Source organism: Kitasatospora sp. NPDC002543, from assembly GCF_053594915.1.
The window spans coordinates 11,800-24,502 of sequence record NZ_JBSFWR010000060.1; the positions used below are offsets into that span (position 1 = coordinate 11,800).

11 protein-coding genes are annotated in these 12,703 nt (G+C 74.9%); 4 read left to right on the forward strand and 7 right to left on the reverse strand.

Annotation, left to right across the window (positions count from 1 at the left end; genetic code table 11):
- Positions 1–186: 186 nt before the first annotated feature.
- Genes ACWD4P_RS23735 through ACWD4P_RS23745 form a run of 3 tightly spaced genes read right to left on the reverse strand, consistent with a single transcriptional unit; the run spans position 187 to position 4,311 of the window.
- A complete protein-coding gene (locus ACWD4P_RS23735; protein ID WP_449780958.1) occupies positions 187–588 on the reverse strand; it encodes a GNAT family N-acetyltransferase in 402 nt (133 codons plus the stop codon).
- Positions 560–3,673: a M48 family metallopeptidase gene (locus ACWD4P_RS23740; RefSeq protein ID WP_449780959.1), complete on the reverse strand. Its 3,114-nt coding sequence runs from the start codon at positions 3,671–3,673 to the stop codon at positions 560–562. Before ACWD4P_RS23740 ends, ACWD4P_RS23735 begins: the two co-directional genes overlap by 29 nt.
- The gene (locus tag ACWD4P_RS23745; protein WP_449780960.1) at positions 3,670–4,311 is read right to left on the reverse strand and encodes a hypothetical protein; all 642 of its coding nucleotides are present in this window, start codon (positions 4,309–4,311) and stop codon (positions 3,670–3,672) included. The genes ACWD4P_RS23740 and ACWD4P_RS23745 overlap by 4 nt, the downstream gene beginning before the upstream one ends.
- Before the next feature lie 274 nt (positions 4,312–4,585).
- Between ACWD4P_RS23745 and ACWD4P_RS23750 the strand changes: the two genes are divergently transcribed.
- Positions 4,586–5,233 (forward strand): hypothetical protein, encoded by a 648-nt coding sequence (locus tag ACWD4P_RS23750; RefSeq protein ID WP_449780961.1) that lies wholly within the window; start codon positions 4,586–4,588, stop codon positions 5,231–5,233.
- Between the two features lie 33 nt (positions 5,234–5,266).
- Complete coding sequence (locus ACWD4P_RS23755) at positions 5,267–5,845, forward strand: RICIN domain-containing protein (protein WP_449780962.1); 579 nt, start codon at positions 5,267–5,269, stop codon at positions 5,843–5,845.
- 165 nt (positions 5,846–6,010) lie between these two features.
- On the opposite strand, the gene ACWD4P_RS23760 is transcribed toward ACWD4P_RS23755, so the two are convergent.
- Positions 6,011–6,457 (reverse strand): nitroreductase family deazaflavin-dependent oxidoreductase, encoded by a 447-nt coding sequence (locus ACWD4P_RS23760; RefSeq protein ID WP_359829415.1) that lies wholly within the window; start codon positions 6,455–6,457, stop codon positions 6,011–6,013.
- A 269-nt stretch (positions 6,458–6,726) separates the two neighbouring features.
- Positions 6,727–8,226: a purine-cytosine permease family protein gene (locus ACWD4P_RS23765; protein ID WP_449780963.1), complete on the reverse strand. Its 1,500-nt coding sequence runs from the start codon at positions 8,224–8,226 to the stop codon at positions 6,727–6,729.
- Between the two features lie 71 nt (positions 8,227–8,297).
- On the opposite strand from ACWD4P_RS23765, the gene ACWD4P_RS23770 reads away from it, so the two are divergent.
- Entirely contained in the window at positions 8,298–8,942 is a 645-nt protein-coding gene (locus ACWD4P_RS23770) for a TetR/AcrR family transcriptional regulator (RefSeq protein ID WP_449780964.1), read from the forward strand.
- A 76-nt stretch (positions 8,943–9,018) separates the two neighbouring features.
- Positions 9,019–10,668 carry an amidohydrolase gene (locus ACWD4P_RS23775; protein WP_449780965.1) on the forward strand — a complete coding sequence of 550 codons (1,650 nt, stop codon included), beginning with the start codon at positions 9,019–9,021 and terminating at the stop codon, positions 10,666–10,668.
- A gap of 85 nt (positions 10,669–10,753) precedes the next feature.
- Here ACWD4P_RS23775 and ACWD4P_RS23780 read toward each other — a convergent pair whose 3' ends face one another.
- Positions 10,754–11,533, reverse strand: a complete 780-nt coding sequence (locus ACWD4P_RS23780; protein WP_449780966.1) for an SDR family NAD(P)-dependent oxidoreductase — start codon at positions 11,531–11,533, stop codon at positions 10,754–10,756.
- 171 nt (positions 11,534–11,704) lie between these two features.
- Positions 11,705–12,409: a DUF1963 domain-containing protein gene (locus tag ACWD4P_RS23785; RefSeq protein WP_359830193.1), complete on the reverse strand. Its 705-nt coding sequence runs from the start codon at positions 12,407–12,409 to the stop codon at positions 11,705–11,707.
- Between the last annotated feature and the right edge of the window lie 294 nt (positions 12,410–12,703).

Below are 12,703 nucleotides of genomic sequence, written 5' to 3' on the forward strand. Positions count from 1 at the left end.
CCGCGCCCCCGGCCCGGTTCCGCCCCACCGGTTCCGCCCCACCCCGTCCGCCCGCACGCGTCAACGCGGGACGGCGGTGGCCGGACGCTTGACTCCGGCGGCCCCGGCCTCGGCGGTCAGGTCGAACGGCGGCTGAGTGAAGGGTGGTTGGCCGAGCGCGGGCCGGTCGGTCAGCGGGGGGCCAGGTCAGCGGAAGCTCCAGGTCAGCGGGGTCGGTCCGGCGGCGCCCCGGTAGCCGAGCGAGCGGTACAGGGCCTCGGCGTCCGGGGAGGCGGTGAGGTCGATCCGGCCGCAGCCGCGGGCGGCGAGCCAGTCGTGCACGGCCGTGACGGCCCGCCGGGCGTGTCCCCGGCGGCGGTGGGCGGGGTCCGTCGCGACGGAGGCGATGTGTCCCACGGAGAGCCCCTGGCCGGGTCCGGGCATGCGCATGCGGTCGGTGAACCGGCCCACCGCGCAGGACGGCAGCCGGACGCCGTCGTCGACGACGAGCGCGGCGAGCCGCTCCTCCTCGGCGAGCCTCGCCCGGGCCTCGGGGCGCGCGTCCTGCGGCGGTCCCGGGTCAGTGCGGCGCGGTCTGCCGGACCGCACCCGAGGCGAGGAGCCAGCTGACCATCCGCCCGCCGGTGTCGATGGCGGAGTGGTACGCGACGCCGGCGGCCTGCGGGTCCGCGGATTCCGGCCGTTCCGCGAGGTCGCGGCAGACGGTGGTCAACTGCCGGTAGCCGGCCAGCATTCGGGACCACAGCTGCTGTCCGGTCGGATCGGGCACGGTGAAGTACCCGCCGGCCCGCCGCGTCGCGCCGTCGAGCGCGTCACAGGTGTCGCCCACCTTCCGCATCGCCGCCTCGACCTGGGCCTCGGAGCCTCCGTTCGTGGCGGTGCTCACCACGGCGTCGATCGCGGCGGCGTAGTCGCGCTGCGCCGTGTAGAGCCCGTTGACGTGGTCCAGGCCGCCGACCGCGGCCCAGGCCTGCCGCTGGGCCAGGGCGATCGCCGGCGAGGGAGCGGTCGTGCGCTGGTCCAGCATCGACTCCCCTCCCCGGCCGCCCCCACCGCGCGGGCCGGGAAGCTGGACGGCGATCACCACCGTCGCCGCGACCCCGGCCACCACCACCGCGCCGGCGACCGCCCGTACGGCGTGCCGCCGCGTCCGCCGCGTCCGGCGGTGCGGCCCCGGCCCGGCGACCGGTACCGCGGCGCACCGCCCGGCCCGGCCGCGCCGCCGCCACAACAGGCCCGCGCCCCGGCCCGCGAAGGCGGCCAGGCCCGCCAGCAGCGTTCCCAGGGTCAGCGCGAAGGCCGTCTCGATCTGCAGCAGCCTCCACACCACCTCCGGCCGCCAACCGCACACGTGGGTCATGACGTTGAACGGGCCGACGCAGCCGTCCGCGCTCATCAGGAGGAAGGAACCCACGGTGCCGACGAGGGCGGTGACACCGGCCGTGACGAGCCCGGCGAGCAGCCAGGACGACCTGGCCACGGCGGCGACGACGGCTGCGGTCAGGGCCATCGCGGCGCAGAGCACCAGGACCGGCCCCATCAGGTACGTGACCTGGAACGGGCCCGAGCTCCGCACGGCCGCCGGGGACGGCGTGTGCAGATGGGCCTTCGCCGCGGCCAGTCCGGCCCAGCAGAGCAGGCCGCCCGCCAGTCCCGCGGCCATCAGCCGCCCGGGTCGGGCCGGGGACGGTGGCGGCGGTGCGGCCGGGCCGGCAGGCGCGGACGGTTCGGGAACCGCGGCCGGCTCGGGCTGTGCGTCACCAGCCGCGGGCGGTCCGGCCGCGGGCGGCGGCACGTCCGCGCCGAGCGGCCCACCGGGCAGCGCACCGGACAGCCCACCGGGCAGCGCCCGCGCGAGCCACTTCGGCCGCCCCGTCGGCCGCCCGACCGCCAGGGCGAGCAGCGGCAGCAGCCAGAGCAGCGCCGCGGCCCACCACAGGCTGTGCGCCGCGGTGAGGGCGCCGGGCAGGACGCCCAGCACCGCGATGGCCTCCAGCAGCGGGCCGATGTGGGCCGGCGGCAGGCCGGGCAGGCCGTACGCGCCCAGGAGCCCGGCCGTGGTGAACGGCCATCCCGCGGTCAGCGCCTCGCCCTGGGTGTACCACCAGTACAGCACGCAGCCGAGGGCCAGCGAGGCGGCCGCCAGGCCCACGAGCATGACCGGGCGCAGCGAGCGCCCGCGCCAGGAGGCGATCCACCACCCGGCGTTCTGGGCGGTCCACGCCATCACCAGGACGAGCGCGGCGACCAGGATCAGCAGGGCCTCGGGGTGGGCCGGCCACCAGTGGTTCAGGGCCGCCCTGGGCCCGAGGAGCTCACCCGCGACCAGGCCGGTGCCGAGCCACAGGCCGGCGGGCCACCCCGTCGGGGTCCGGCGTCCGGTGAGGACGGCGTACACCGCGGCGCGCCACACGGCGACACCGCCGATGCCGACGACGAGAGCCGCGATGAGCACCGCCTTGGCGGGGAGGGCGTCGAAGGGCAGGCTGCCGAGCTGCCAGACGAGGATGTCGGCCGCGAGCCCGGTGAGGAACAGCGGCAGGGCGTCCAGCGCGAACAGTGCCTTCGGGTCGGTCAGCGAGGCGCGGCGCAGTTCCCAGGACGGGTGGGTGCGCCAGAGTTCGACGAACCCGGCGAGGGCCCGGGGCAGGCCACGGCCGGCGCGCGGCGCGGCGGTCACGCTCCAGGACTCCCGGCTCGCGCCACAGCGGGCGGCCATGAGGTCGGCGTAGATCTCGCGGTTGCGCAGGATCCCGGCGCGCGTGAGGTGGACGGCGACCACGATCAGCAGCCCGAGCACCAGCTGGTGGGTGTTGAACGGGGCGAAATGGCCCCGGGCGTCGGCGGTTCCGGTGAAGAAGAGGTTCTTCACCCCCACCGCCGCCCACGGGAGCAGCACCAGCAGGAGGAAGACGCGCCACAGGGCGACGGTGGCGTAGGTGATGCCGACGTCCCTGTTCCGGAGGTGCGCGAGCTCGTGCAGGACCACGGCGCGGAAGCGGTCCCGGTCCGTGCCGCTGGTGGCGAACAGCCCGCCGTACAGGCACACCGTGGGGCTGCGCCAGCGGCCGAACACGACGGCGCCGACCTCCGGCACGACCGGGTCGACCACGAAGCGGGGCGCGCGGGCGAGTCCGGCGGTGCGCACCAGCTCGTCGAGCTGCTGCCGCAGCCGTCCGGTCGGGTCCAGTTCCGCCACCGCGACGACCCGGGTGCGGCGCGCCTTCCACACCGGCAGCAGCCAGTACAGCGCGAGGACCGCGACGACCAGCAGCACGCCCACGGTGACGGACACGCCGTCGAAGTTCTGGACGTAGCGCGCGGTGCACGCCTTGAGCGCGGACGCGTTCCGGGTGGACTGGACGAGGCCGGAGTTCACGGACGCGCCGGGGTCGAAGCCCGCGGCCAGCTGACAGGCCATCTCCTTGTCGGCCTGCGGGGAGGAGGCGAGGAGCTGCCAGACGGTCCGGGGGACCATCTCGACGCCGGCCGCCGCCAGGAGCAGCAGCAGCAGGACGAAGCGCAGGGTGGTGCCGGCGGCGAGGACCCGCTCGTCGGGCGCGGCGGGGGCCGGGCGCGGGGCCGCCTCGGGGGGTCCGGGGGGTCCGGGGGGTCCGGGAACTTCGGGGGCTTCGCGGGCTTCGGGGGTGGCTTCGGCGGGGACGTCGGTCATCGCGTCTCGCCGTCGGTCACCGGGGCCTGCGCCGCCGGGGCGGGTTCGGTCGGGGCGGGTTCGGTCGGCTCCGGTGCGGCCCGGTCCTGCGTGACCGCGTCCGATGCGGTCGAGTCCCGCGCGGCCGGGTCGAGCGCGGGGCCGACCGGTTCGGCCAGGACCAGCCGGGCCACCACCGCGTCGGCGATCGCCGACGCGCGCTGTTCCGCCATGCCCCGCTGCGCGGCGGACTCCAGCACCGACTGCCGCACCTCGGCGAGCTGTTCGCGCGTCAGCGGCGGAACCGTCACCGGCTCGGCGCCCTTGCGGAAGACCTTGCGCAGCCCGGCCCTCATCCCCTTCGCGGCGCCGTCCACCGCGGCACCCGCGAGCTTCTGCCCCACCGCGTCCAGTGCCAGCCACACCACGGGCGTCACCAGCGCGGCGACCTCGCCGAGCCCGAAGCCCAGTGCCTCGCTCCGGCTGCGGCCGGCGAGCCGGCGCACGACCGAGGCGTCGTCGAAGCGGGTCAGCCACACGACGAGCGGCAGTTCCTCCGCGGCGGCCTCGGCCACCACGTCGCGCACCACGTCGCGCACCCGCGTCGCACCGCCGGCCTCGGACTCTCGGCTCCCGGGGTGAGCTGCTTCGGAACCCATGGCACCTCCGTGGTCAACTTTCGGTGCGTTCCGGCCAGTTGACGCACCGTTCCCACACTGGCCGAAGGAGTCCGGGGCGGCAAGACCCGGCGGCACTCCTCCTATAATGCGCAGCCGCCGCGACGCCGCCCGCCGACCGCACTGGGCACCCCGGCCGAAAACCGTCGCATACGCAGCTCCCCTCCCAGAAAACTCGGATGGACAGGGCCTCGGGCCGCGGACGAGGCTTCCCGTAGTCAAGCCGGAACCATTCCCCTTCCGGAGGGAGCTCCTCATGACACGACCCCCCAAGCACAGGCGGACCGTCTTCACGGCGGGGTCCGCCGTTCTCCTGGCCGTCGCCGGGCTCGGCCTCACCGCGGCCCCCGCCCAGGCCGACCCGCCGCCGCGCGCCACCTGCAATCCCGAGATCGAATCGGTCTGGGACGACATCACGAGGGCCACCGTCACCCCGGTGGTCACCGAGTTCTCGTCCTTCAACGTCGTCCCCGGGACGACGGGTCAGCAGCAGCAGCGGCTCACCGAGATGACGTCGATCACCACCAAGATCAACAACACCGCCGAGTTCAACCTCAGCTACAGCTCGACCCTCGGCCAGGCCGGCATCAAGGCCGGGTTCCAGGTCGAAACCGGTCGGGGCAGCACCCGGACCACGGACACGCTCCGGACGGTGAACATCAACGCGCCGGGCAACTACGGGATCTTCCGCGGGTTCCTGCGCGTCGACGGCGAGTGGACCCGCTATCTGTGCGCCCGCTCGGGCCAGGGCACCGGGTACTGGGTCAACGCCAGCGCGAGCGCGAACGGCTCGGGCTACTACACGACGTACGGGGCGCCGAGCGAGGGCGTGGTGATCTGCTCGTACCCCGAACCGGCCGGCACCGTCCGCGAGGCGGCCCGCCTCGAAGTCTGCAAGCACTGACACCCGAGCACGTCCGACCCAGGAGGGAACAACATGGCGAAGTCCGGCAAGCGCTCCGCCCAGCGAATCGGAGCCGTGCTCGGCAGCATCGCCTTCGCCGGCTCACTGCTGACCGTCGCGGCACCCGCCGCACACGCGGCGAACCCGATGGACGGCTACACCTGCGAGGGCGGCGGGTACCGCATCATCACCCCGCACTCCGTTCCCGGGAGCCAGCCGCTGGTTCTCGGCTGGTCCCAGGCCTCGTGGGACAACGGCTCGATCGTCCAGTCGTCCTGGCAGGACGCCGCCAGCCAGCAGTGGACCCTGTGCGGCGAGAACAATCCGACGCGCACCGATGGCAAGTACTACAAAATGATGGACCATGCGCGCCACTGGTGCCTCGGCATCGACCGCGGCATGAACGAGGACGGCAACTGGCTGATCGACGAACCCTGCAACGACCAGGACAGCGAGGTCTTCTTCGTCCGGCCGGTGCCGGGCACCGACCTGAGCGCGATCATGGCCAAGCACAGCGGCCGCTGGCTCTCAGTGGACGGCACCAACAGCGGGTCGCACGTGATCCAGAAAGCCTTCAAGGCCGACCTGTTCCAGCTCCACAAGGTCTGGTAGGCGCCGCCCCGGCCGGCACCCGCTCCCGACGCGGTCGCACCCGTCGGGAGCGTACGGCCCACAGCCGGGCGCGCCGCCCGGACCGGCACCGGAACGACGTCCGGACCGGCACCGGAACGACGTCCCGCGCCCGCGACCGCCTCCGGCCGCCGCGGGCGCGGGGTGCTATCCGCGCACCGGCTCCAGTACGAGGACCGGGATGACCCGGTCGGTCTTCTCCTGGTACTCGGCGTACGGCGGGAACGCGGCGACCGCACGCTCCCACCACTCGGCCCGCTCGTCCCCGGTGACCTCTCGGGCCGTCATGTCCTGGCGGACCGGCCCGTCCTGGAGCTCCACGTGCGGGTCCGCGGAGATGTTGCGGTACCACTCCGGGTGCTGGGGGAAGCCGCCCTTCGAGGCCACGGCCGCGTAGCGCCCCTCGTGCTCCACCCGCATCACCGGAGCCTTGCGGATCTTGCCGCTCCTCGCCCCGCGCATCGTGAGGATGACGACGGGCAGGCCCGTGTCCAGGAGCGTCGTCCCCTGCGTGCCGCCCGAGCTCTCGTACAGCTCGACCTGGTCGCGCACCCACTGCGCCGTACTCGGCTCGTACTCGCCTTCGAGAGGCATCGCGCTCACCCCATTGTCCCGTCGTGAAAGGTGGTGTCCGACACATCGTCGGGAGTGCCCGCGACCGGCGGGTTGCGAGGATCGTCGAAGCCCTCGCTCCCGCTCCGGCCGGAGACACCTCCCGGTTGCGGAGCATAGCGGCAGCCGTCCGCGCGGCCGACCCCTCGCCGACGCGCCGCTGGCAGCGCGTCGCACGGGGCGGGCGTCCCGGCCGCGCGGACGTCGACGCCGGACCGGCCGCCCGGGTCGCGACGCGACGCCGGACGGTCTCACCTCGGCCGGCGCCGCATCAGCACCGCGTAGACGAGCGCCGCCACCGTCACGCCCGTCGGCAGCGCGACGTCCGCGCCGGCCAGCGCGGCCAACGGGCCGGTGTAGAGGGTGTCCACGCCGAGGGCCGCGGCCGTGACACCGCCCGCGACGGCGACGGCGCCGGCCGGGTTGACGCCGGCGCGGTACCAGAAGGGGCTGCCGGGGCTCTCGTCACCGAGGGCGCGGCCGTCGTAGCGGTTGCGGCGCAGCAGGATGTCGGTGGCGTACACGGCGGTGCTGGGGCCGAGGAGTACGACGGTCAGCTGGAGCACGTTGCTGACGGTGTCGAGGAAGTCGGAGACCAGCAGGGCGTACAGCGTCAGCGAGACCGCGACGGCGCCGTCCAGCAGCACGCTGCGGGTGCGTCGGACGCGGAGGCCGACCGCCTGGAGGGCGAGGCCCGCACTGTACGCGGTGAGGGCGTTGACGGCGATGGTGCCGACCACCAGGGAGAGCAGGAAGACGGGGTCGAACCAGCCGGGCAGGATCTGCCGGAGCGCAGCCTGCGGGTCGGCCATGTCGACGGCGGTGGCGCCGAGCACGCCGAGGCCACCGACCACCACGCTGGGCAGGAAGCCCCCGAGGGCGGTCCAGCCGAGGACCGCGCGCGGGGCGGTGGCCGCGGGCAGGTAGCGGGAGAAGTCCGCGCTGGTGGTGTAGGAGAGCGGACCGGAGGCGATCAGGGTGACGCCGGCCAGGACGGCCGCCAGGAGCCGGCCGCCGGAGAGCGGCTCGGGCTGGGTCCAGCCGAGGTCGGCGTGCGTGACGATGGTGTACCCGACCACCGCGAACACCGCGGTGAGGGCGAGGGTGATCGGCAGGTAGAGCCGGACGATCAGCGCGTGCCCGTAGACGCTGATGGTGAGGGTGAGCACGACGATCGCGATCACGATGGCGACCTTGATCGGGGTGGTGGGGCTGATCCCCGCCTCCTCGGCGAGCGAGAAGGCGGCGACAGCGGCCGCGGCGAGGTTCAGCGCGAAGTAGCAGACGGAGATCATCCAGCCGGTGACGGCGTTGTTCACCCGGTTGCCCCGGATTCCGTACATGGCGCGGGTGATGACTTCGCTGGGCGCGCCGGCGGCCGGTCCGGAGACCGCGAGCAGCCCGGTGACCAGCCAGAACAGGTTGCCGAGGACGACCACGGCGAAGGCCTGCCAGGGGGCGAGGCCGCTCAGGACCAGGGTGCCGCCGACCACCAGGTTGAGGTAGTTGACGCCGGCCGCCGCCCAGATCGCGAACAGCTCGCGGGGACGCCCGCGCCGTTCGCCGTCGGGGATGCGGTCGATGCCGTGGACCTCGACCCGGGCGCCGCGTTCCCGTCCGAACGGGGCGCCCGGCGGCGGGGCGAGGTCCGGCGGGACACGGGCGAGGTCCGGCGGGACATGGGGGTGGTCCGGCGGGGTGTCGGGGTGGTCCGGTGAGGTGTCGGGGTGGTCCGGGAGCGTGGACGCCATTGGGGGCCCTCCGTGGGGGTGTCGTGCCCACCTGCTTGCTTATTGGTCGCACACTCAATAGCATCCGGCACATGACGTCAAGCGTTCAGCGCAAGCGGGTTCGCAAGTCCCCCGAGGACCGCCGGGCGGAGATCGTCGGCGCCGCGGCCGAGGTCGCCCTCACCGAGGGCCTGGAGTGCATCACCCTCCGCCGGATCGCCGACCAGCTGGCCGTCCGGCCCGGCCTGATCAGCCACTACTTCCCCGCCGTCGAGGACCTCGTCGCCGAGGCCTTCGGCAGCGCGGCCACCGCCGAACTCGACGCACTGCTGCCCGCCGACCCGAGGGACGGCTCACCCCTGCGGCACCTGGGCCGCTTCTTCGCCCGCACCACCGGCCCCTCCTACGACGACGTCAGCCGACTGTGGCTCAACGCCCGCCACCTCAGCCGCTACCGCCCCGTCCTGCGCGACCGCGTGCTCGACCAGGAGACCGCCTGGCGCGGACGGCTCGGCGACCTGATCGCCGCCGGCGTCGAACGGGGCGAGTTCCACGCCGACGACCCGGTCCTGGCGGCCGTCCGGATCCTCGTCGTGATCGACGGCCTGGCCGGCCACGCCAACACCGGCCTGCGCAACCACCCGTCCTCCGTCACCCGACTCGCCGCCGCCACCGCCGAACGCGAACTGGGCCTGACCGAAGGCGCGTTGGACTCACCGGACCCCGGGCAGTCCTGACACCCGCCCCGCAGGCCCCGCACGCCCCGTCCCTCACAGCCCACTCCCCCACGCCCGCACCACCCCTGGAGCCGAAGTGCGCACCTCCCTCGTCCTCCTCTCCGCCCGCCTGCTCGATCCCGCCTCCGGCGGCCTCCTCCCGCAGACCGCCCTCGCCGTCGTGGACGGCCGGATCGCCGCCCTCGGCGACGACCGCGCCATCCGCGCACTCGCCGACCCCACGACCACCGTGATCGACCTCAAGGGCGCCGTGGTCACCCCCGGCCTGGTCGACGGCCACCTGCACCCGGTGTCCGGCGCCGAACTCACCCACGGCCTGGACCTCTCCGGCTGCACCGACCTGGCCGACGTCCGCGCCGCCCTCGCCGCCGAGGCCGGGCGCCTCACCCCCGGCGCCTGGCTGCACGCCTGGGGCCTGGACCCGAACGTCTTCGGCGGCCGCCCCGTGGAATCCGCCGCGCTGGCCCCCGTCCTGGACGGCGTCCCAGCCCTGCTCCAGCTCTTCGACGCCCACTCCATGCTCGCCAGCCCGCGCGCCCTGGAGCTGGCCGGCGTGGACGGCCCGCGCGGCTTCGACCAGGCCGCCGAGGTGGTCTGCGACGCCCAGGGCCGTCCCACCGGCCTGCTGCTGGAGGACGCCGCCTGTGAGCTGGTCGAGCGCGCCGCCCCACAGCCCACCCGCGCCGAACGCCGCGACCGCCTCGCCGCCGCCCTGCGCGCCATGGCCGCGACCGGCCTCACCGGCGGCCACGCGATGGACGCCAACGGCGACAGCCTCGACCTCCTCGCCGAGCTGGACGAGGCCGACGCGCTGCCGCTGCGGCTGCGCGTCGCCCCCTGGTGCCAGCCCGGAGTGGACGCGGAGGGGCTGCGCGCGCTGGTCGAACAGCAGGGCCGGGGCGGCCGCCTCTGGCGGGTGGACGGAGTCAAACTGTTCATGGACGGCACGATCGACAACGGCACCGCCTGGCTGGAACAGCCGGACGACCACGGCGAGTCCACCCACGCGTTCTGGCCGGAGCCGGCCCACTACACCCACGTCGTACGGGAACTGCACCGCGCCGGGGTGCCGACGGCCACCCACGCGATCGGCGACGCGGCCGTCCGGCACGCGCTCGACTCGATCGAGCAGGCGACGAACAGGACGGCGGACAGGACGGCGACGGGCCCGGAGGCCCGCGCCGTCCGCCACCGGATCGAGCACATCGAGACCGTCCCGGACGCGGTGATCCGACGCTTCGCCGAACTGGACGTGATCGCCTCCATGCAGCCCACCCACTGCTGCGACTTCACCCGGGCCGACCACACCGACAACTGGTCCCGCCGCCTCGGCGAGGAACGCGCCGACCGCGCCTGGCGCTGCCGGGACCTCTGGGACGCCGGCGCCACCGTCGTCCTCGGATCGGACTGGCCGATCGCCGCCTACTCGCCCCTCGGCGTCATGGCGGGCGCCCGCCACCGCCGCCCCACCCGCGACCTGAGCCAGGCCCCGCACAACCCCGGGCAGGCGCTCACCGCCGCGGAGGCCCTGCTGGCGATGACCGCCAACGCCGCCCACGCGGCCGGCGAGGAGCGGCTGGCCGGCCGGATCGCCGTCGGCCACCGCGCGGACCTCACCGTGCTCGGCGCCGACCCGCTCACCACCCCGGCCACCGAACTCGCGGACGTCCCGGTGCTGTTGACCGTCCTGGCCGGCCGGCCGACCCACCGGTCCGCCGCACTCTGAACCGGCCCCGGGCCCGCGGCGGTCCGCCCACCCGGGCAGGCGGGCGGACCATCGCGACAGGGCGTCCCTCGACGCCCCGGTGCGGTCACGCGGGCGGGATCGGGCCGAGGTAGGTGCCGCCGGAGGCGTCGATGGCCTGGCCGGTCACCCAGCGGCCCCGCGGGCCCGCCAGGAAGCCCACGACGTCCGCGACGTCCTCCGGCAGGCCGATCCGGCCCAGGGCGGTGATCGACTCCAGCCCGGCCATGGCCTCCGGCACGCCCGTCCACTCGGACGTCATGTCGGTGAGGATCACGCCCGGATTGACGGTGTTCACCGTGATCCCGCGCCGGCCGAGCTCGTTGGCGAGCGGCGCGGCGAGGGCCGTCAGCGCCGTCTTGCTGATGGTGTAGCCGATCTGGACGGGCGAGCCGATGCGGGCCGCCGCCGAGGCCACGTTCACGATCCGACCGCCGTCCCGCAGCAGCGGCAGGGCCCGCTGGATCACGAAGACCGGGGTGCGCACGTTGACCGCCATCACCCGGTCGAACTCCTCCTCGGTGAGCTGCCCGATCGAACCGGCCAGGTGGACGCCCGCGTTGTTGACCAGGACGTCCAGACCGTCCTCGCCGTACTCCGCCAACCCGGACGTCAGACCCTCGAACAGCTCGTCCAGCGCGCCGCTCTCACCGAACCGGGCCCGCACCGCGAACGCCCGGCCGCCGGCCCCGGCGATCAGCTCCACCGTCTCCGCCGCGGCCTTCTCGTTGCCGCCGTAGTGCACCGCGACCAGCGCCCCGTCGGCGGCGAGCCTCAGCGCGACCGCCCGCCCGATCCCGCGCGAGCCGCCCGTCACCAGTGCCGTCCTGCCGTCCAGTTCACCCATGGCCGAACGCTCCCCTCATGGCCGCCCCGGCCCGAACCGGCGCGGCGTCCAGGCCGTCGCGGCCCGATGCCGGACGGCCCCTCATACCTGCCCCGCCCGGAGATCTCCGATCCCCTCCGCCCGGGCCGCCCCGCCCGGGCCTCCCCGTCGGCCGCGCCCGGTGCGGGCCGGTCACTCCGAGTCGAACCAGTGGGTGAAGGGACGGTCCGGGCAGGACCGGCACTCCAGGACGTACACGGTGCCGCCTCCACCCAGGTCGAGGCCGGTGGGCTCCACGCCCCGAGCGCCCTCGTCGTCCCGGTCCTCGACGGGCCGCCACGTCCGCCAGGACGAACCGTCCCACTCCCATCCGGCCACGGTCAGCAGGTGGTCCATCGGCCGGCCGCACCGCTCGCACCCGAGGTCGGCCGGGCCGGTGATCCACGCCGGATACCCGCCGAGCTTCGTACCCGGTGCCTCCGCGAAGTGCGTCGCGTACGAGAGCAGCGGAGCGGCCTCCTTCAGCCGGTGGAAGTCCTCCCGCCACTCCTCGGCCGACTCCTCCGGCAGCTCCCAGGCCGGATACTCCGTCACGCGCTCCGGGTGCACCACGCAGGGCACCGGCACGTGCCGACGGTCAGCGGCGGGATCGGCCGCCGGCGCCGGAAGGACGGCCCCGACGGCCCCCGAGTCGCGCCAGAACACCACCGGCCACGGCGACACCGGAAAGTCGTGACCGAACGGGCACCACAGCACCTGCAGGACGTCCTTGCCCTGCGGAAAGGGCACCACACCGGCCGGCAGATCCGCACGGAACACCTGCACCACCGGCACCAGCGGCACCGGCGAGACGCTCGGCAGGCCGCCCCCGACGTCCCGGTGCGGCCTGGTGCACACCGGCCAGGCCTCCCCCACCGGCCACGACAACGGGCCGCCCACCGAACTCTGCCCGCTCGACGGGGCACCCGGCCTCGGATGCAGCCGCACGGTGTCCCGCGCCCACGCCGCGAGCCCGGGCACGAACGCCGTCACGTCCAAGGGGCGCTCGGTCGTACGCCCAACCGCCCCGCCCGCCGAAGGACCCGGATCCATCACCTGATCAGTCACCCGGCGAACCCTGCCACACCCCGCCGACAACAGCCCGCCCGGCACCGGTCCGTCCGAGCGGGCGCTCGGACCCCCGCCCGTCGG